The organism is Bradyrhizobium sp. KZN70725, assembly GCF_055264925.1.
Genome location: NZ_JBUYWT010000031.1, coordinates 77,669 through 97,408, shown reverse-complemented (window position 1 = coordinate 97,408; position 19,740 = coordinate 77,669). Strand labels below are relative to the sequence as shown.

Here is a 19,740-nt window from a genome sequence, read left to right as displayed (position 1 = left end):
TCGAAAACAGCGAAACGAATATCAACTGACTTCAACAACCAGGCAACCAAAAGCCAGCGCCGCCACGCTGTCCGCGATTTAGCGAAACTGCTGTCCGTCAGTTAGCGAAACCGCTGTCCCGTTTTTGCGAAATACGCAGAGAGCCCTTCAGCACCTCATTCACGCGACCGGATTCACGTCATATGTCGCAGCGATTCGACGGGAAGGGCCCGTAATGAAAGAGGCCGCCAAGTGAGGCGGCCGCTTTCTCACATGAATATTGCAATCGCAGCGATAGCAATGGGGCACAGCCCCAGCACCACAATGCTCGCTCTAAAAAGCAGGTCACTGGTCATGACACAACCTCTGCGTGAGGTTGGAATCTAACTCGGGATGACCACCAAAACAAAGTGCAGTTTGTGCCACGCTAGGAAATTAATCGTGCGCTAGATGAGAATAGGCCGTCAACTGAGGTGGCCCTACTGAGGTGGCCCTACTCTCCCAGCTCTCTGCGGATTCGGTCGCGGTGCTGAACGTGCAAAACCTGGCATGAGTAGAAGTTATCCAGAAGCTTCTTCGCTTCCGCTAGATCGTGCCCGTGATTGGCAAGGTGCTCGATCAGTCCCTCTTGCTCGGCAATGTGTCGTTCGCCTTGGGCAATATGCCGCTCGGCTTGCTCCAGATGGCGAAGCTGCATCTCGCGGTGCACTATTGTGGAATGGTTCGGCATGGCCGCGCTCCCTTCCTATGCAGGCGGGAGCGCTGTTGGTCTCGTCTCTCAGCCACCGACGCCTACGGGCAAAGCCTTGGCCGGTGATGATGCTATCGTATCACGTTCCGTTGCCCCCGGTTCGTTCTCTCAAGATTAAATTCCCTGATCTCGGTCAAAGGCGGGACGGGGATAGAACATCCGATGGGTCGCCTCGGTAGTCCTACTGAGAACACCGGCCAAGCTACGGTTTCCGTTCGCTTAATCCGAACAAGTACACCCCAAAAATCAAACTAGGATACGGGGACTTAAAGACGGACGGCATGAGTTGGGCGTCTCGCCCAAACAAAAAGACAGGGCTAGGCAGACATTTATGAAGTCGGCGCAGTACGCAGGCTTTATTGATTCAGCGACGGGGCGCTTTGTTAAGCCGGGAATTGTACAGCGCGATGAACCGCCGCCCGAAAGGCGCGAGGAGGAGAAGCGCCGGGACAGTGGCAATGATGGAAATGAACCGCCGGGTCTACATCCATTCGTGCAAGGCCTCTTGAAGGAATTGCCGAAGGCAGGAGAAGTCTGGCCAGAGGACAAACGGAAACTCTGGCTCGATACCGCCGCCAGCATCTTCAAAATGATCTACCGAAGCGAGCCAGCCGGAACAGAAGGGCTTTCTTGGCCGAACAATACGAAATGAAAGAGGCCGCCAACTGAGGCGGCCTTACTCTTGCGTCGGGTGAAGCTTTTTCTTCTCAGCTTCCATTTGCGCGATTGACGCGTTTAATCGCTCCAGCGTGAGGAGATCGAGCAGTTGCGCGGTGAAGCGTCGGAACTGCTCAATGCGCGTGTCCAAATCTTCGCATTTGCTGCACACAAGGTGCCTCACTCGCTGTTGTCTCGATGAGCCTTGATCTCCACGCGGGCGCTGGCGCTGTCGTAGATGGATCGTCGCAGCTCGGCCAACTGCGCGTCCCGCTGGTCTGCGAGCGCTTTTCGTTGATTGCGGAGCCTGTGGCTCTCTTCGATAGCAACCTGAGAACGGGCGAACATTGGATCAATCATCCGCACTTTTAGCGCCGCATCTCAATTCCCGCCCTCTCTTAGGTTAAGTCCGATTTTCTCTCGTCGAGCCCGTATCTGCTTTCCTCTTGTGGAAAGGGCTCGTGGGTTTTGCGACCCGCAAACGTATCCGGCACCGACTCGTTGAGGAGTTTGAGCGAGTGCTGGATTAGCTCGCGTGCGTAAACGGCGAGCTTTTCAAACCACAATTGGTCGGGACGATAGTTGCGCTGTTCGGCCATAGCCGCGCTCCCTGTTATGCAGGCGGGAGCGCTAGCCGGTCTCTCAGCCACCGACGCCTACGGGCAGAGCCTCGGCCGGTGATGAAGGGACAATACACCCGAACGTCTTTGGTTGCTGAGTTATTAAGGAACTCCGTTCACCAACGGAGAACCCCGGTAACACTTCTCCTCTGTGGAGGGAGAACACTTGGCGGACCATAAGTATTGCTATGTGCAGAACATCGGATTGGCGACTCAGTAGTCCTACCGAGAACATCGGCCAACCCTTGGTTGCCACAGGATTAAATCCAAACTAGGCCACTCGAAATTTCAAAGCAGGCCACTAGGGATGGAAACAGGCCAGTACCGGTCTGTTTGAAAGAACATATTGCGAACTTAGAACAAACGTGGTACGAGGTTCCAATCAACAACGCATTCCACCCGATCTCGTCGCCCGTTTTCCCGCTAGCGAATCCCCGCCATAAGGAGCACATCCCAAATGTCCGCCACCGCACTGCGTATCGTCGAAGGATCCTCCATGGACAAGTCCAAGGCCCTCTCAGCCGCGCTCTCCCAGATCGAGCGCCAGTTCGGCAAGGGCTCGGTGATGAAGCTCGGCAAGAACGACCGTTCGATGGATGTCGAGACGGTGTCGTCGGGGTCGCTCGGGCTCGATATTGCGCTCGGCGTTGGCGGTCTGCCGAAGGGACGCGTCGTCGAAATCTACGGGCCGGAATCCTCGGGCAAGACCACGCTGGCGCTGCACACCGTGGCGGAAGGCCAGAAGAAGGGCGGCATCTGCGCCTTCATCGACGCTGAACACGCGCTCGACCCGGTCTATGCGCGCAAGCTCGGCGTCAACATCGACGAGCTCTTGATCTCGCAGCCGGACACCGGCGAGCAGGCGCTGGAGATTTGCGACACGCTGGTGCGCTCCGGCGCGGTCGACGTGCTGGTGGTCGATTCGGTTGCAGCGCTGGTGCCGAAGGCCGAGCTCGAGGGCGAGATGGGCGATGCGCTACCGGGTCTGCAGGCCCGCCTGATGAGCCAGGCGCTGCGCAAGCTGACCGCCTCGATCAACAAGTCCCACACCATGGTAATCTTCATCAACCAGATCCGCATGAAGATCGGCGTGATGTACGGCTCGCCGGAGACCACCACCGGCGGCAACGCGCTGAAGTTTTATGCCTCGGTTCGTCTCGACATCCGCCGCATCGGCGCTATCAAGGAGCGCGACGAAGTCGTCGGCAACACCACCCGCGTCAAGGTGGTGAAGAACAAGCTGGCGCCGCCCTTCAAGCAGGTCGAGTTCGACATCATGTATGGCGAGGGCGTCTCCAAGATGGGCGAGATCCTCGACCTCGGCGTCAAGGCCGGCATCGTCGAGAAGTCCGGCGCCTGGTTCTCCTATGACAGCCAGCGGCTCGGCCAGGGTCGCGAGAATTCCAAGGCATTCCTGAAGTCGAATCCCGACATCACCGCCAAGATCGAAGCCGCGATCCGGCAGAACTCCGGCCTGATCTCCGAGCAGATCCTCGCCGGCACGCCCGAACGCGACGCCGAGGGCGAGGAGCCGACGGAGGAGTAAGTCTCCGGCATGATCCGGAAAAGTGCGAAGCGGTTTTCCCTCGCGACAAACGCGAAGCGTTTGTCCGGAGATCATGCTCAAATCATCACATGACTTCGCTGCAAGCGGGCGCTGAGGACGTTGAGTTGCCGACGTCTTCGGCGCCCGTTTGGTTTTGTGTGTCTTTTGTAAAGCAGTTGATCCTCAGCTTGCGGTGCTGATGCCATCGCGCGTAGCCGGAGAGCATCGTGACAAGTCTGATCCTGGCGACAAGTGAACTCGCGAGCTATCGCCTGAGGCAGGCGGGAAGGGCGGACATCGTCGTCGGGTTGAGGCCGCGCTTCGTTTGGGGGAAAATGCCCTCGTCGGATGACCTCACGACCCTGCTGGAACCGCGTTCCGCAAAGCATGTCGATTTCGACACGCACTGGCTCGACTTCGCCAGTTCAAGATGGACCGGCTCGATCGGTCGGGACATTGGGCTTGTCGAGTTGTGCGAGCGTTGCGATAGCGTCGAGCTATGGGCTGATCCCCAGCCGAATGACCAGTTGGTGCTGGCCTGGTTGCTCGACGTGCTCCGCCCGCACCGCCACATCGTAGCGAAGCTCAAGCTGGTCCAGACCGATGTCGAGATCGGCAGGTACCGAGGCGAGAGCTTGGCGAAATGGCGATTGCCTGCACTTGCGGTGACCGATGATCGGCTGGAATTGGCCGGTCGCGCCTGGAATGCCTATCGCGCTCCGACGCCCGAGCCCTGTTTCGACCTTCTCATGCAGGATCTGTCGGCCATCCCGCAGCTCCGCGCGGCGCTGATTGCGTTGCTGGAGGAGCTACCCGGGCAAGACACCGGCCTCGGCGCGTCCGAACTGCGAATGCTGGATCTCGTCGCCGACGGCGAGACAAGCCCACAGGTCCTTTCAAACGAGCTGAACCGGGAACGCGGCGTGTTCGATTTTCAGGAAGCGGAGCTGATCCTGGACCGGCTCGCCTATTGTCCATCACCGGTTCTGACCGGATTCCCCGCGGAGATCGAAGCGCCCGACGATCTGAAGGCCCGAAACAACCGACTCCTGCACAGTCGGCTGTCGCTCACCGATTTCGGCCAGGAAGTGTCGGATCGCGAGCTCGACTTCAGCCAGTACAACACGATCCATCGCTGGTGGGGCGGCACCGAACTGACCAATGAGCGGCTGTGGCGCTGGGACGCCGAGAGCCGCACTCTCGTCGCTCCGTAAGGCTTGTTCGAGCGACGCCAGCACGCGACGTTCTGATCTCTACGCCAGCGCCTTTTCCCGGCTCGCGATCAGCGCCCGCAAATCCTCGGTCACCGCGACCGATTGATGGGTCTTCTGGTCGGTCGCGACCCAGATGATCTCGCCGGTGGCGCGCAGGTCATCGGAGCCTTTGGCGAAGATCGCGAGCGCAAGATTGATCGAGGAGCGGCCGATCTTGGCGACCCGGACGCAGACCTCGATGTCCTCGTCGAACCGGATCGGAGCCTTGTACTCGACGACCGATTTCACGGTGTGGAAGTCGATGCCGGTCCGCGCCACCTCGCCGAGATAGTCGTAGCCGAGCGCGCGGAAATATTCGGTGATGGCGGTGTCGAAATAGGTGAGGTAGTGGGCGTTGAACACCACGGCCTGCGCGTCGACCTCCGAATAGCGGACGCGAAACGGGAAATGGAACCAGAATTCCTCGCGCATGTTTCCTCCTGCCGCGGGCGGGCCAGTCCGTCATTCCGGGGCGCGACGAAGTCGCGAATCCGGAATCCGGAAGTCGTGGATCGAGATTCCGGGTTCTCGCTTCGCGAGCCCCGGAATGACACCGAGTGAATCACGCGTCAGAGACGCAGCACGACGTAGCTGCAACAATGGTGCGCTTTACTCCGCCGCCTGCGCGTAATCCTCGACCGGCGGGCACGAGCACACCAGGTTGCGGTCGCCGTAGACGTTGTCGACGCGGCCGACCGGGCTCCAGTATTTGTCGGACCGTGACACGCCCTCCGGGAAGCAGCCTTCGGCGCGGGTGTAGGCCCGGTTCCAGGCATCGTCGGCGATGTCGTGTACGGTATGCGGCGCGTGGCGCAGCGGCGAGGCCTCGACCTTCCAGCGGCCCTTCTCGATCTCCGCGATTTCGTCGCGGATCGCGATCATGGCGTCGCAGAACCGGTCGATCTCGAACTTCGATTCCGATTCCGTCGGTTCGATCATCAGCGTGCCCGCCACCGGGAAGCTCATGGTCGGCGCGTGGAAGCCGTAGTCGATCAGGCGTTTTGCGATGTCGTCGACGGTGACGCCGCTGGTCGTCTTCAGCGGCCGCGGATCGACGATGCACTCATGCGCAACGCGGCCGCGCTCGTTGCGGTACAGCACCGGAAAGTGCGGCTGCAGCCGTGCGGCGATGTAGTTGGCGTTGAGGATCGCGATCTCGGTGGCGCGCGTCAGGCCTTCGCCGCCCATCATCAGGATGTAGATGTAGGAGATGGTCAGGATCGACGCCGAGCCGAACGGCGCAGCCGATACCGCGCCGATGGCGTGCGCCGTCGCTCCGTCGGTTGCGGGATGGCCCGGCAGATAGGGCGCAAGATGCGCCTTCACGCCGATCGGGCCCATGCCGGGGCCGCCGCCGCCATGCGGAATGCAGAAGGTCTTGTGCAAATTGAGATGGCTGACATCGGCGCCGTAGTCGCCGGGCCGCGACAGTCCGACCTGCGCGTTCATGTTGGCGCCGTCGAGATAGACCTGGCCGCCATGGGCATGCACGATGTCGCAGATCTCGCGGATATGCTCCTCGAACACGCCGTGGGTCGACGGATAGGTGATCATGACCGCGGCAAGGTTGGCGGAGTGCTTCTCCGCCTTGGCGCGAAGATCATTGACGTCGACGTCGCCGCGAGCATCGCACGCGACGACCACGACCTCCATGCCGACCATCGCAGCCGAGGCCGGATTGGTGCCGTGCGCGGAGGAGGGGATCAGGCACACCTTGCGGTGCGGCTCGCCGCGCGCGAGGTGATAGCCGCGGATCGCCAGCAGCCCGGCATATTCGCCCTGCGCGCCGGAATTCGGCTGCAGCGAGACTGCGTCATAGCCGGTGATGTCGCACAGCCATTGCTCCAGCCGCTTGAACAGCGCGTGATAGCCCTTGGCCTGATCCGCCGGCGCGAACGGATGCAGATTGCTGAACGCCGGCCAGGTCAGCGGGATCATTTCGGTGGTGGCGTTGAGCTTCATCGTGCAGGAGCCGAGCGGGATCATCGCGCGGTCGAGCGCGAGGTCACGATCGCTGAGCTTGCGCATGTAGCGCAGCAGCTCGGTCTCGGAACGATGCGTATTGAACACCGGATGGCTGAGGAAGGCGCTGGTGCGCCGCAGCTCCTTCGGCAGCGCCTCGTGCGCACCGGCCTCGATCTCGGCATAGCTGAGCTTGCCGCCGAACACGCGCCACACCGCCTCGACCGTCTCCGGCGTCGAGGTCTCGTCGAGCGCGATGCCGAGCGTGGTCGCGCCGATGCGCAGATTGATCCGCTCCGCCTGCGCGCGGGTGACGAGCTCGATCTGCTTGCTACCTGTCTCGACGGTCACGGTATCGAAGAACGCTTCGGTGGTCGGCGCAAAGCCGAGCTTGCGCAGGCCGGCGGCAAGCACGGTGGCGCGGCGATGCACGCTGCGTGCGATATGGGTCAGGCCCTCGGGACCGTGATAGACCGCATACATCGAGGCGATCACGGCGAGCAGCACCTGCGCGGTGCAGATGTTCGAGGTCGCCTTCTCGCGGCGGATATGCTGCTCGCGGGTCTGCAGCGCGAGGCGATAGGCGGGCTGCCCACGCGAATCCACCGAGAGGCCGACGATGCGGCCGGGCAGCGAGCGCTTCAGCGTGTCGCGCACCGCCATATAGGCGGCGTGCGGTCCGCCATACCCCATCGGCACGCCGAACCGCTGCGCCGAACCGATCGCGATGTCGGCGCCGAGCTCGCCGGGCGAGGCGAGCAGCGTCAGCGACAGCAGGTCCGCCGCGACGATCGCAAGCGCGCCCTTGGCGCGCAGCGACGCGATGGCAGGCTTGAGGTCGCGTACTGCGCCCGACGTTCCCGGATATTGCAGCAGCGCGCCGAGCACATCGGCGTTGTCGAGCTCGGTCAGGGGATCGCCGACCACCAGCGCCCAGCCCAGCGGCGCGGCGCGCGTGCGCATCACCGCCACCGTCTGCGGATGCACCTCCTTGTCGACGAAGAACACCTTCGCCTTGACCTGCGAGTGGCGCTCGGCGAGCGCCATCGCTTCCGCCGCTGCCGTCGCTTCGTCGAGCAGCGAGGCGTTGGCGACGTCGAGCCCGGTGAGATCGCAGATCATGGTCTGGAAGTTGAACAGGGCCTCGAGCCGGCCCTGGCTGATCTCCGGCTGGTACGGCGTATAGGCGGTGTACCAGGCCGGGTTCTCCAGAATGTTGCGCTGGATCACCGCGGGCAGGATGGTGCCGGAATAGCCCTGGCCGATCAGCGAGGTGAACATCTGGTTCTGCGCGGCGAGCTCGCTCATATGCGCGAGCGCCTCGGTCTCGCTCAGCGCCCGGCCGAGATCGAGCGGCGCCTTCTGCCGGATCGACGCCGGCAGCGTCTCGTTCATCAGCGCCTGCAGGCTCGCGGCGCCGACCGTCTCCAGCATCGCGTTGACGTCGCGCGGCGACGGTCCGATGTGGCGGCGGACGAAATCGGTGGCGGCTTCGTTGATCGGCTTGAAGGGCGCGTTCATGACGTGATCCTCGGAGTGATCCTTTAGGCGGTGTGCGCGGCGTAGGCGGCCTCGTCCATCAGGCCGCCGAGCTCGCCCTTGTCGGCAATCTTCAGCTTGAAGAACCAGGCCTTGCCGCCGGCGTCGGAATTGACCAGCGCGGGCTCGGCGGCGAGCGCGTCGTTGACCTCGACCACCTCGCCGGAGATCGGCGCGTAAACGTCGGAGGCGGCCTTGACGGATTCGACGACAGCGGCGGCCTCGGCCTTCTTCAGGCTGCGGCCGACCTTGGGCAGTTCGACGAACACGACGTCGCCGAGCTGCGACTGCGCATAGTCGGTGATCCCGATCGTGGCGACGTCGCCCTCGATGCGGAGCCATTCGTGGTCGGACGTGTACAGCGTCGTCATGGGGTCGATCCTTTGGCGTTCAGCGTTTGTAGGTATTGGGGACGAAGGGCGTAGCGGCGACTTTCAGCGGCAGCCGCTGGCCGCGCACTTCGGCGAAAACGGTGGTGCCGACGGCGGAAAGGGCCGTGGGCAGGTAGCCCATCGCAACCGGCGCATTGAGGCTCGGGCCGAAGCCGCCCGAGGTCACCTTGCCGATCTGCTCGGTCGAGCCGGCATCGGCGAACAGCGCGGCGCCTTCGCGCACCGGTGCGCGGCCGTCAGGCTTCAGGCCGACCCGTCGGCGCGCAGCGCCATCTGCGAATTGCGCGAGAATTTTGTCGGCGCCGGGGAAGCCGCCGGCGCGGGCGCCGCCGCTGCGGCGAACCTTCTGCACCGACCATTCCAGCGCGCCTTCGACCGGTGTCGTCGTGGTGTCGATGTCATGGCCATAGAGGCACAGCCCGGCTTCGAGCCGCAGGCTGTCGCGCGCGCCGAGCCCGATCGGCAACACGTCGGGATTGTCGAGCAGCGCGGTGACCAGGGCTTCCACCTTGTCCGCGGGCACGGAAATCTCAAAGCCGTCCTCGCCGGTATAGCCGGAGCGCGAGACGAAGCAGTCGACGTCACTGAGCCGGCGCGCACCGGCATCCATGAATTTCATCGAACCGACATCTGCACAAAGTTTCGCCAGCGCCGATTCGGCTTTAGGGCCCTGCAGCGCGATCAGCGCGCGGTCGGCCAGCGAGATGATCTCGCAGGCGTCGGAGAGATTCGCGCGCAGATGCGCCTCGTCCTCGGCCTTGCAAGCGGCGTTGACCACCAGGAACAGGTGATCGCCGAAATTCGCCACCATCAGGTCGTCGAGCAGGCCACCGTCATTGTTGGTGAATTGCGCGTAGCGCTGCCGTCCCGGCGCGATACCGACGATGTCCTGCGGCACCAGTTTTTCCAGCGCGAGCGCGGCATCCGCGACCTTGCCGGATTTGGCCTTCAGCACGAGCTGGCCCATGTGCGACACATCGAACAGACCGGCTTCCTTGCGGGTGTGCAGATGCTCCTTCAGCACGCCGGCCGCGTATTGCACCGGCATGTCATAGCCGGCGAACGGCACCATCTTGGCGCCGCGCGCCAGATGCAGCGCGTGCAGCGGGGTCTGTTTCAGCGGGGAGGTTTCGCGCGCAAGCATCACAGGGCCCTCGCGGTTCCCGCCGGGGACCTATTTCCCCTTGAGAAACCTGCAGAAAGCCCCATCTGTCGCTGTGCCTGAGAGTATTATCCCGTCGGCGGACGCATCGGGGCGAACCCCAGCGTCTCTTTCCAGATGTCAGACGTCACGCGGTCCTTTTGCCTGAGAGTTTCCGGGGCGGTTGCTCCTTCGGCGCCGGCGATAAGGCCGGTCTCTCCCGACGTGACTAGGTATAGGTAGGTAGAAAACACGGCGCCACCAAGACTGTCAACGCAGCTGCAGCAACTATCCAATGGGCTTTGTGCTGCCGCGGCAAGCCCATGATCCGCCTGCACAGTTTCTGGACACCGCAGCTGGCAATGTCTAAAAGCGTTCGGCCGGAAAATGACGCCTTTTTGCGGCTGGCCGGCCCCTTTTTCCGATTGGATGAACATGAGCAGCGTCAACGACATCAGGTCGACATTTCTGAACTTCTTCAAGGAGAACGGGCACGAGATCGTGGCCTCGTCGCCGCTGGTTCCGCGCAACGACCCGACCTTGATGTTCACCAATGCCGGCATGGTGCAGTTCAAGAACGTCTTCACCGGCGTCGAGAAGCGCGGCTATCAGCGCGCCACGACGTCGCAGAAGTGCGTGCGCGCCGGCGGCAAGCATAACGACCTCGACAATGTCGGCTACACCGCGCGCCATCTCACCTTCTTCGAGATGCTCGGCAACTTCTCGTTCGGCGATTACTTCAAGGAGCGCGCGATCGAGCTCGCCTGGAATCTGATCACCAAGGATTTCGGGCTGAAGAAGGACAAGCTGCTGGTCACCGTCTACCACACCGACGACGAGGCGGCCGGCTACTGGAAGAAGATCGCGGGCTTCTCGGACGACCGCATCATCCGCATCCCGACCTCGGACAATTTCTGGGCGATGGGCGACACCGGCCCGTGCGGACCGTGCTCCGAAATCTTCATCGACCGCGGCGAGCACATCTGGGGCGGCCCTCCGGGCAGCCCGGATGAGGATGGCGATCGCTTCCTCGAATTCTGGAACCTGGTGTTCATGCAGTACGAGCAGGTGACGAAGGAGGAGCGCGTGGCGCTGCCGCGTCCCTCGATCGACACCGGCATGGGGCTCGAGCGCATGGCCTGCATCCTGCAGGGCGTCGAGAGCGTGTTCGAGACCGATCTGTTCCGCAATCTGATCGATGCCGCCGCGTCTACCCTCGGGCACGGTCCGAACGAGCAGAACGTTGGGTCGTATCGGGTGATCGCGGACCATCTGCGCTCGTCCGCGTTCCTGATCACCGACGGCGTGCTGCCGTCGAACGAGGGCCGCGGCTACGTGCTGCGCCGGATCATGCGCCGCGCGATGCGCCATGCACAGCTTTTGGGCGCGAGCGAGCCGCTGATGCATCGCCTGGTCTGGGCGCTGGTCCGCGAGATGGGCCAGGCCTATCCGGATCTGGTCCGTGCGGAGAAGCTGATCGAGGAGACGCTGCGGCTGGAGGAGACGCGCTTCCGCAAGACGCTGGCGCGCGGCCTGTCGATCCTCGACGAGAAGAGTGCCGGCCTCAAGAAGGGCGACATGTTCGACGGCGACACCGCGTTCACGCTGTACGACACCTACGGCTTCCCGCTCGATCTGACGCAGGACGCGCTGAAGTCGCGCGGCATCAGCGTCGACCAGGCGTCGTTCACCGACGCGATGGAGCGGCAGCGCGTGAAGGCGCGTGCCTCCTGGGCAGGTTCGGGCGAGGCGGCGAGCGAGGCGATCTGGTTCCCGCTGCGCGAGAAGCTCGGAGCGACCGAATTCCTCGGCTACGAGACCGAGAGCGCGGAAGGCGCGGTGACGGCGCTGATCAAGGACGGCGCGGAGGTCGAAAGCCTCAAGGCCGGCGAGAGCGGCGCGATCGTGCTGAACCAGACCCCGTTCTACGGCGAGTCGGGCGGCCAGGTCGGCGACCTCGGCGTGCTCACCGGCGAGGGCGTCAAGTTCCGCGTCACCGACACGCAGAAGAAGGCCGGCGATCTGTTCGTGCATCTCGGCACCGTGGAGCAGGGCACGCTGACCATCGGCACTGCGCTGCAGCTCGAGGTCGACCACGCCAGGCGTTCGTCGATCCGTGCCAACCACTCGGCGACGCATCTGTTGCACGAGGCGCTGCGCCAGGTGCTCGGCGATCACATTGCGCAGCGCGGCTCGCTGGTCACGCCCGACCGGCTGCGCTTCGACTTCGTGCATCCGAAGCAGATCACACCGGAAGAGCTCGCCCGGATCGAGGACATCGCCAACGATGTCGTGCTGGAGAATGACGAGGTCACGACCCGCGTCATGGGCGTCGACGATGCCCGCGAGGCCGGCGCCCGCGCGCTGTTCGGCGAGAAATACGGCGACGAGGTTCGCGTCGTGTCGATGGGCAAGGGCGCCCGCGATCACGGCCAGAACGCGCTTGGCTGGTCGGTCGAGCTCTGCGGCGGCACTCATGTGCGCCGCACCGGCGACATCGGCCTGATCTCGGTGACCAGCGAGGGCGCGGTGGCGTCCGGCGTCCGCCGCATCGAGGCGCTGACCGGACGTCACGCGCGCAAGCACGCCAACGACACCATCGCGCTGGCCAAGACCGCGGCGCTGGAGTTGCGCACCACGATCGACGACGTGCCGGCGCGCATCGCCGCGCTGATGGAAGAGCGCAAGAAGCTCGAGCGCGATCTGTCTGACGCCCGCAAGAAGCTCGCGATGGGCGGCGGCAGTGCGTCGAACGGCGCCGCCTCGGCCGTTCGTGAGGTCGGCAATGTCAAGCTGCTGGCGCGCGCGGTCGAGGGCGTCGAGACCAAGGATCTCAAGAGTCTCGTCGACGACGGCAAGAAGCAAATCGGCTCGGGCGTGGTCGCGATCGTTGGCGTCACCGAGGACGGCAAGGCCGGCATCGTGGTCGGCGTCACTGCCGATCTGACCGCGCGGTTCAACGCGGTCGAGCTCGTGCGCAAGGGCTCCGAGGTGCTCGGCGGCAAGGGCGGCGGCGGCCGGCCCGACATGGCGCAGGCCGGCGGGCCCGACGGCGCCAAGGCCGACGCCGCGCTGTCGGCGATCGAACAGGCCATGACCCAACAGGCATCGGCCGGCGCCTGACGGAGAGGCTGATCGTGGCGACGGCTCCGCTCAAGCCCACGATCGGCGATCCCGGGCTGCGCGACCGTCTCTACGAGCTGCTCGAACGCGATGATCTGCCGCATTCGGGCGGCTTGCGGTTTGCCCGGGTCATCGTCGCCATCATCGCCGTCGATGTGCTGGCGGCGATCCTGGCCTCCGTGCCCGAGATCGACGCGCAGTTCAGCTGGCTGCTGACGACCATCGAGATCGCGGCGGTCATCGCCTTCGCGCTGGAATATGCCGCGCGGCTCTGGAGCGTGGTCGGCCACTCGCTGCGCGACATGACGCCGGCGCGGGCGCGGCTGGAATACGCCTTCTCGGCGCTCGGCGTGATCGACCTGCTGGCCTTCCTGCCGTCGGCCGTCGCGCTTGCGATCGGCGACAAGACCGCGCTGCTGCTGTTCGGCATGCTGCCGTTCCTCAAGCTGGTGCGCTATTCGACCGCGATGCGCTCGCTGCTGGCGGCGCTACATGCCGAGCGGCGCACGCTGTTCGGCTGCGTGGTGATCCTGACCGGCGCCGTGCTGCTGTTTGCCTCGCTGCTCTATGCCATCGAGCACAGGGTGCAGCCGGACAAGTTCGGCACCATGCCGCAGGCGATGTGGTGGGCGATCGTGACGCTCGGCACCGTCGGTTACGGCGACGTCGTCCCGATTACGCCGCTCGGCCGGACCGTCACGGTGGTCGCGATCGTGGTCGGCTTCGCGATGATCGCGCTGCCGGTCGCGATCATCTCGACCGCGTTCGCCGACGAGGTCCGGCGCCGCGACTTCGTCGTGACCTGGGGCATGCTGGCGCGGGTGCCGCTGTTCTCACATCTTGGCGCTGCCGATATTTCCGACATCATGCGCTTGCTGCGGTCGCAGACCATCGAGGCCGGCGAGGTCTTGGTGCGGCGCGGCGATGCGGCGTCATCGATGTATTTCATCACCGCGGGCGAGGTCGAGATCGACCTGCCGAGCCAGCTTGTGCGGCTTTCCGACGGCGCGTTCTTCGGCGAGATCGCGCTGCTGCGGCGGACCAGCCGCTCCGGCACGGTGACGGCGACGCGCAAGACCAAGCTGCTGGTGCTCGATGCGCAGGACTTCCATGCCCTGATCGAGCGCATGCCGGCGCTCGCCGCCCATGTCCGGGAGACCGCGGAGGCGCGGCTTGCCGATCCGCTTGCGGCCGGCGGCGACCTGGCCGCCGCGGAGATCGCCCAGGCGCCGCGCGAGACCGACGGCGGCATCCGCGACTAGAATCTCATTCCGATTGAATCGGAACGAGGCTCTCGATTCTTCGTTTGGCGCGTTTCTTCACGCGAACCGGTATCCACTTCGCTCGAAAACGCTTAGTCCCGCCGCAGGAACACGTAATCCGCCGAGTAGGCCGCGCCTTTCAGCGCGCCTGATTTGTCGCAGGCGCCGCTGAGCTCGCCGCCCGAGGTGTTGATCCGCTGCACGGTTGCGACGCCGGAGAGCAGGCCGTTGCCGCGGTGGGCGATCACCTCGAGCTTCAGCCAGGGAATATCGGCGGCGGTGGTGCCGGGTGCGCTGCCGGCGGTGCGGGCGGTCACGACACTGCCGTCGACATGCTCCCAGTTCGGACCCGCATAATGCCGGCCGACCGTGCGACCGTCGGCGATCAGGGTCGCGATCGGTTCGCGGAACGACCAGGCGAGCTTGCCGTCGCTGACCGGCTTGCACTCATAGACCTGCACGCCCTCGGCATGGACGGTGAGGATCTTGGACTCGCCAGGCGCCGCGACGGCGTCGGGCAGGGGATCGGCAGCGAATGCCGCCGACGCGGTTAGCGAGAACGATGCGAGCACGACGGCTCTGACAAGGGCCATGGTCATGCTCGCACCTGTCTTCCCAGGATGACGGCCTCAGGCCGCGATCGCCTTCACGAGGTTGTCGGACACCTTGTCGAGGAATCCGGTGGTCGAGAGCCAGCGCTGGTCGGCACCGACCAGGAGCGCGAGGTCCTTGGTCATATAGCCCTCTTCGACGGTGGCGACGCAGACCTTCTCCAGGGTGGTGGCGAACTTGGCCAGCGCCTCGTTGTTGTCGAGCTTGGCGCGATGGGCGAGGCCACGGGTCCAGGCGAAGATCGACGCGATCGAGTTGGTCGAGGTCTCCTTGCCCTTCTGGTGCTCGCGGTAGTGGCGGGTCACGGTGCCGTGGGCGGCCTCGGCTTCCACGGTCTTGCCGTCCGGGGTGAGCAGCACCGAGGTCATCAGGCCGAGCGAGCCGTAGCCCTGGGCCACGGTGTCGGACTGCACGTCGCCGTCATAGTTCTTGCAGGCCCAGACATAACCGCCGGACCATTTCAGCGCCGAGGCCACCATGTCGTCGATCAGGCGGTGCTCGTAGGTCAGGCCCTTGGCGTCGAATTCCTTCTTGAACTCGCGGTCGAACACGTCCTGGAAGATGTCCTTGAAGCGGCCGTCATAGACCTTCAGAATCGTGTTCTTGGTCGACAGATAGACGGGGTAGTTGCGCATCAGGCCGTAGTTGAACGAGGCGCGGGCGAAATCGGTGATGGAGTCGTCGAGATTGTACATCTCCATCGCGACGCCGGCGCCGGGCGCCTTGAACACTTCCTTCTCGATGACGGTGCCGTCCTCGCCGACGAACTTCAGCGACAGCGTGCCCTTGCCGGGGAACTTGATGTCGGTGGCGCGGTACTGGTCGCCATAGGCATGGCGGCCGATGATGATCGGCTTGGTCCAGCCGGGAACCAGGCGCGGCACGTTCTTGCAGATGATCGGCTCGCGGAAGATGCAGCCGCCGAGGATGTTGCGGATGGTGCCGTTCGGCGACTTCCACATCTGCTTCAGGCCGAACTCCTTCACCCGGGCCTCGTCGGGAGTGATGGTGGCGCATTTGACGCCGACGCCGACCTTCTTGATGGCTTCGGCGGCGTCGATGGTCACCTGGTCGTTGGTCTCATCGCGGTATTCCATGCCCAGATCGAAATAGAGCAGTTCGACATCCAGGAACGGGTTGATCAGCTTGTCCTTGATGTACTGCCAGATGATCCGGGTCATCTCGTCGCCATCGAGCTCGACGACGGGGTTGGATACCTTGATTTTTGCCATGACGGGGAGGCCCTCTTGGGAACGGCGCGCTTTTGACGGCGGGGGTGGAAAATACGCCTGCGCTATAGCACCGCCCGGGGGCGGGCGAAAGCGCACCGGTATGCACTTTCAGCCCATCTTTTCACCGAGAACCGCCATTCTGGACGGACCAGAATAGCGCCTCTCGGCCCTTGTTCTTGACGGGTTTTCTTCACGCGAACCGGTGCCCGCTTCGCTTGAAAACCATCTAAAACGCCGCCTGCGTCGCGGTCCCGGCCACGATGTACCAGGTCACGAACAGGCCCGCGATCAGGGCGCCCGGCAGGCTCGATCCGGTCCGCCGCCAGGTGAACGTCGCGATCACGGCGACGATCGCGAGCAGGGGCACGAACTGGATCGCGACGATGGTCGAGAGCGGCACGAAACCGGGGTCCGGGACCGGGTTGAACAGCTTTCCCGTCAGCCACAGCGTGCCGTATTGCAGCACCAGCAACACGATGAAACCGAACGTCAGCGCCAGGATGTTGGTCAGGTACAGCGCCCCGCGCGGCGCATCCATGGTCGAGAAATTCCGGTGCAGCACGTGCAGCGCCACGACGAAAAACGCCGTGAACGGAATCAGATAGATCAGGAAGATGAGGAATTGCTTCGCGCTCATCAATTTGAGTGCGACGATCCAGAAGCGGAAGTCGATCTTGAAGGCGAGGTCGGCAAGCCACAGCGCGGCGTAGCCGACCGCGACCGAAGCCAGCGCGATCACGACGGATTGACCGACGAGGCCGGTCCGGCTGGCGCGGTTCGGGGCGAACCGCATCAGGGCGAGCGTGATCAGGCCGTTGATGATGGCCCAGACCAGGATCTGGTTGGTGATGCCCTGCGGCAGGAATGCGCTGGGGGCCACGAAGGTGCCGCCCAGCGCGAAGGCCGGATAATAGGTCAGCGCCGGGATGAAGGCGGACAGGATGAACGCCGTGGTCCAGCGCCGGCCCTTGGCAGCCTCATGCGGTGGCATGGTGCCGTCGGCAACCGCCGGCAGCCGGAGGCGGGAGAACGTCTTGGCTTCCAGCAGCCCGTCGAACGTCCCGATGACAAGGGCAATGAAACCGATGAGGGCGATGAGCGTGCCGATCTCCTTGCGGAACCAGATCTGATCGTCGACCGGGCGCGGGGTGCCGCCCTTCAACGTCTTGGCGAACCAGTCCAGGCTGTAGCCGATCGTTTCATGCGAGATGTGCTCCGCCGGATGGGTCATCGCCGGGGTGTACAGCGCCCGCGCGGTGCCGTTGGCTGGATCGCCATAGACCTTGCCCGGCTCGACCGCGCCTTGGGTGCCGAACAGCGCCCAGAGCTTTGGGCTCGTGGTGACGTCGCGGGCCAGCTGGACGCCCCACATCAGGTCGGGGAATTCCTCATACTGGGCGAACACCAGCGCGGTGTTGCGCGGCCACGACGTGGTGCCCTCGGCCGCGAACGGCTTGCCGGTGGACGAGCCCTCCAGCACCATCGACTTGTAGTCGTTGGGCTGAGCTGCGGCGGCGGCCAGCACGGTCCAGCCGCCCATCGAATGGCCCTCGAGCCCGATATTCTCCTTGTCGACGAATTGGAGGCTGCGGAGATAGGCAAGGCCGTCAGGTCCGCCAAAACCGTTGGCGAAGGAGGGCGGGTCGCTGTAGCCATGGCCGGTCTGGTCGAGCGCCAGCACGACATAGCCACGGCGGGCGAACTCGATGGCGAAGCCGTCCTGGGTCTCGCGAGAATTGATGTAGCCGTGAACGGCGAGGATGCCGGGCGCCGGAATCTGCGCGGTCGCGTTCGGCGGGACATAGAGCAGGGCACTCATGGTGTTGCCCTTGGCGCCGTTGAAGCGGACATCCTCGATCCGGATGCTGCCGGCGGTCTGCGTGAAGTGGGCGAGCAGGCCCCCCGCCACGATCAAGATCAGGCCCAAAATCGCCAGCGTCCATCTGCCCCGCATCGTCGTCCCCCCAAGGTGCCTCGCCGTTGAAACCGGCGTCTCAAGCGTGCCTTTACAGCTTCGCTTTGGTTGTGGTTGATAGCCTATCCGAAGGCCAAGTGCGCGCAAAGCGGCAGCCTTCGCTTCTTGCGATTGGGATTCCGATTGAGGATTCGCAAACGCCGCTAACCCTGTTATCTGCTTGGAGAAAATGGTCCCGCGCAAAACCGGTGCAAAGCTGGTCGGTGCGGTCCTGGACCCCTGCATGAGATTTTGAATCAGCGTCCTCAGAAGCTGATTCAAAATCTTCAGACGTTGAATCAGAAAGTGAAGTGAGATGTCCGGCACCGACAAGACCAAGGCAGGGCACGACCTTGCCGGTCCCGTCGTCATCCTGGTCGAACCGCAGCTTGGCGAGAACATCGGCATGGCCGCGCGCGCGATGGGCAACTTCGCGCTGTCGAGGATGCGCATCGTCAACCCGCGCGACGGCTGGCCGAACATTGCCGCCCAGCGCGCGGCCGCAGGCGCCGACCACATCATCGGTTCCGTCGAGCTGTTCGACAACGTCGAGCAGGCGATCGCCGATCTCACGCTGGTGTTTGCGACCACCGCCCGGGCCCATGACCAGGCCAAGCCGGTGGTCGGGCCGGAGGGCGCGGCGGGTGAGATCGTCGGCCATGTCGCGTCGGGCGGCGGCGCCGGCATCCTGTTCGGGCGCGAGCGCGCCGGCCTGACCAATGAGGAGGTCGCGCTCGCCAACCGCATCATCACCTTCCCGGTCAACCCAGGCTTCGCCTCGCTCAATCTGGCGCAGGCGGTGCTGTTGATGGGCTATGAGTGGTTCAAGCTCTCGACCGCGGGCACGCTGCCGTTCGCGATGCCCGAGCGGTCCGAGCCGGCCTCCCAGCACCAGATGCAGGCGTTCTTCGACAACCTCGTCGCCGAGCTCGACAAGGTCGAGTTCCTGCGGCCGGCGGAGAAGCGCGACACCATGCTGGTAAACCTGCGCAACATCTTCACGAGGATGGATCCGACCAAGCAGGACATGCACACGCTGCACGGCGTGGTGATGGCGATCGCCGAGGGCCGCAAGGGCCCGGCAAAGGGCGGCGTGCTCGACGGCGCCCAGGCGACGCGCTTGCGGGCGCTGCTCGCCGAGCAGGGGCAGGGCGGCGCGACCGCCGACAGCAGCAGCACGGTGCGCGGCCTCGCCCGGCTGCTCCGCCGCAACCCGACCGACGCCGAACGGACCCTGTGGCAGGCGCTGACGCGGGACCGCCGCTTCGCCGGTCAGTTCAAGCGCCAGACCCCGGTCGGCCGCCACATCCCCGACTTTGTCTCCTTCGTGCACCGGCTTGCGATCGAGCTGGTCAACCCGAACGAGAGCGAGGCCATCGGTGCCGACCGTGCCAAGCGCAGAGCCTGGCTCGAGGCGCGCGACTATCGGGTGGTCGACATGCAGGTGGCCGATGTCGAGCGCGACCTCGACGCCGAGCTGTTGCGGCTGGAGGCGGGGCTGCGGCAGGAGCGGTAGCTTACGCTGCCGTTCCGTCCGCGTCGTTCGCGTGGATTCGGGCGCGTAGCTCCCTCCACGTGTCGTCCCGGCGAAGGCCGGGACCCATACGCCGCGGCTCATGTTGTTGAAGAGATTCGTCGTTCCACCGTCGCAAGACAATCAGCATTTATGGTTATGGGTCCCTGCTTTCGCATGCTTTCGCAGGGACGACACCGAATG

At 64.3% G+C, this 19,740-nt stretch carries 16 protein-coding genes and 1 riboswitch; of the genes, 6 read left to right on the top strand and 10 right to left on the bottom strand.

The window, feature by feature from the left end; translation table 11 throughout:
- Nucleotides 1-472: 472 nt before the first annotated feature.
- The gene (locus tag ACZBJS_RS26420) at nt 473-709 is read right to left on the bottom strand and encodes a hypothetical protein (protein ID WP_316397571.1); all 237 of its coding nucleotides are present in this window, start codon (nt 707-709) and stop codon (nt 473-475) included.
- A 352-nt stretch (nt 710-1,061) separates the two neighbouring features.
- On the opposite strand from ACZBJS_RS26420, the gene ACZBJS_RS26415 reads away from it, so the two are divergent.
- Nucleotides 1,062-1,382, top strand: a complete 321-nt coding sequence (locus ACZBJS_RS26415; RefSeq protein WP_316397570.1) for a hypothetical protein — start codon at nt 1,062-1,064, stop codon at nt 1,380-1,382.
- 185 nt (nt 1,383-1,567) lie between these two features.
- Here the strand turns inward: ACZBJS_RS26415 and ACZBJS_RS26410 are convergent, their stop codons facing one another.
- Nucleotides 1,568-1,735 (bottom strand): hypothetical protein, encoded by a 168-nt coding sequence (locus tag ACZBJS_RS26410; protein WP_316397569.1) that lies wholly within the window; start codon nt 1,733-1,735, stop codon nt 1,568-1,570.
- Nucleotides 1,736-1,785: 50 nt separating this feature from the next.
- Entirely contained in the window at nt 1,786-1,986 is a 201-nt protein-coding gene (locus tag ACZBJS_RS26405; RefSeq protein ID WP_316397568.1) for a hypothetical protein, read from the bottom strand.
- A 478-nt stretch (nt 1,987-2,464) separates the two neighbouring features.
- On the opposite strand from ACZBJS_RS26405, the gene recA reads away from it, so the two are divergent.
- Both recA and ACZBJS_RS26395 read left to right on the top strand, forming a co-directional pair.
- Entirely contained in the window at nt 2,465-3,553 is a 1,089-nt protein-coding gene (gene recA / locus ACZBJS_RS26400; protein ID WP_092090369.1) for a recombinase RecA, read from the top strand.
- 227 nt (nt 3,554-3,780) lie between these two features.
- Nucleotides 3,781-4,767 carry a hypothetical protein gene (locus ACZBJS_RS26395; RefSeq protein ID WP_316397567.1) on the top strand — a complete coding sequence of 329 codons (987 nt, stop codon included), beginning with the start codon at nt 3,781-3,783 and terminating at the stop codon, nt 4,765-4,767.
- 39 nt (nt 4,768-4,806) lie between these two features.
- Here the strand turns inward: ACZBJS_RS26395 and ACZBJS_RS26390 are convergent, their stop codons facing one another.
- The 4 genes from ACZBJS_RS26390 to gcvT all read right to left on the bottom strand — a co-directional run bounded on the left by ACZBJS_RS26390 (nt 4,807) and on the right by gcvT (nt 9,843).
- Nucleotides 4,807-5,238, bottom strand: coding sequence for an acyl-CoA thioesterase (locus tag ACZBJS_RS26390; protein ID WP_225164343.1), 432 nt, complete (start codon nt 5,236-5,238; stop codon nt 4,807-4,809).
- Nucleotides 5,239-5,415: 177 nt separating this feature from the next.
- On the bottom strand, nt 5,416-8,289 hold the full coding sequence (gcvP, locus tag ACZBJS_RS26385; protein ID WP_463439461.1) for an aminomethyl-transferring glycine dehydrogenase: 2,874 nt from the start codon (nt 8,287-8,289) through the stop codon (nt 5,416-5,418).
- 23 nt (nt 8,290-8,312) lie between these two features.
- Nucleotides 8,313-8,678, bottom strand: a complete 366-nt coding sequence (gene gcvH / locus ACZBJS_RS26380) for a glycine cleavage system protein GcvH (protein WP_057018368.1) — start codon at nt 8,676-8,678, stop codon at nt 8,313-8,315.
- Nucleotides 8,679-8,697: 19 nt separating this feature from the next.
- Nucleotides 8,698-9,843, bottom strand: coding sequence for a glycine cleavage system aminomethyltransferase GcvT (gene gcvT / locus ACZBJS_RS26375; protein WP_316397565.1), 1,146 nt, complete (start codon nt 9,841-9,843; stop codon nt 8,698-8,700).
- Nucleotides 9,844-9,984: 141 nt separating this feature from the next.
- Nucleotides 9,985-10,073: riboswitch (glycine riboswitch) on the bottom strand.
- 202 nt (nt 10,074-10,275) lie between these two features.
- On the opposite strand from gcvT, the gene alaS reads away from it, so the two are divergent.
- Nucleotides 10,276-12,963 (top strand): alanine--tRNA ligase, encoded by a 2,688-nt coding sequence (gene alaS, locus ACZBJS_RS26370; RefSeq protein WP_316397564.1) that lies wholly within the window; start codon nt 10,276-10,278, stop codon nt 12,961-12,963.
- Nucleotides 12,964-12,974: 11 nt separating this feature from the next.
- Nucleotides 12,975-14,225, top strand: a complete 1,251-nt coding sequence (locus ACZBJS_RS26365; RefSeq protein ID WP_316397574.1) for a cyclic nucleotide-gated ion channel — start codon at nt 12,975-12,977, stop codon at nt 14,223-14,225.
- A 92-nt stretch (nt 14,226-14,317) separates the two neighbouring features.
- Here ACZBJS_RS26365 and ACZBJS_RS26360 read toward each other — a convergent pair whose 3' ends face one another.
- The 3 genes from ACZBJS_RS26360 to ACZBJS_RS26350 form a co-directional block, all read right to left on the bottom strand.
- On the bottom strand, nt 14,318-14,824 hold the full coding sequence (locus ACZBJS_RS26360) for a DUF3455 domain-containing protein (RefSeq protein WP_410469768.1): 507 nt from the start codon (nt 14,822-14,824) through the stop codon (nt 14,318-14,320).
- 30 nt (nt 14,825-14,854) lie between these two features.
- Nucleotides 14,855-16,069 carry an NADP-dependent isocitrate dehydrogenase gene (locus ACZBJS_RS26355; protein WP_016848511.1) on the bottom strand — a complete coding sequence of 405 codons (1,215 nt, stop codon included), beginning with the start codon at nt 16,067-16,069 and terminating at the stop codon, nt 14,855-14,857.
- A gap of 226 nt (nt 16,070-16,295) precedes the next feature.
- Complete coding sequence (locus ACZBJS_RS26350; RefSeq protein WP_316397562.1) at nt 16,296-18,023, bottom strand: alpha/beta hydrolase family protein; 1,728 nt, start codon at nt 18,021-18,023, stop codon at nt 16,296-16,298.
- A 316-nt stretch (nt 18,024-18,339) separates the two neighbouring features.
- Here ACZBJS_RS26350 and ACZBJS_RS26345 point away from each other — a divergent pair, with 316 nt between their 5' ends.
- On the top strand, nt 18,340-19,539 hold the full coding sequence (locus tag ACZBJS_RS26345) for a TrmJ/YjtD family RNA methyltransferase (protein WP_316397561.1): 1,200 nt from the start codon (nt 18,340-18,342) through the stop codon (nt 19,537-19,539).
- Nucleotides 19,540-19,740 lie beyond the last annotated feature (201 nt).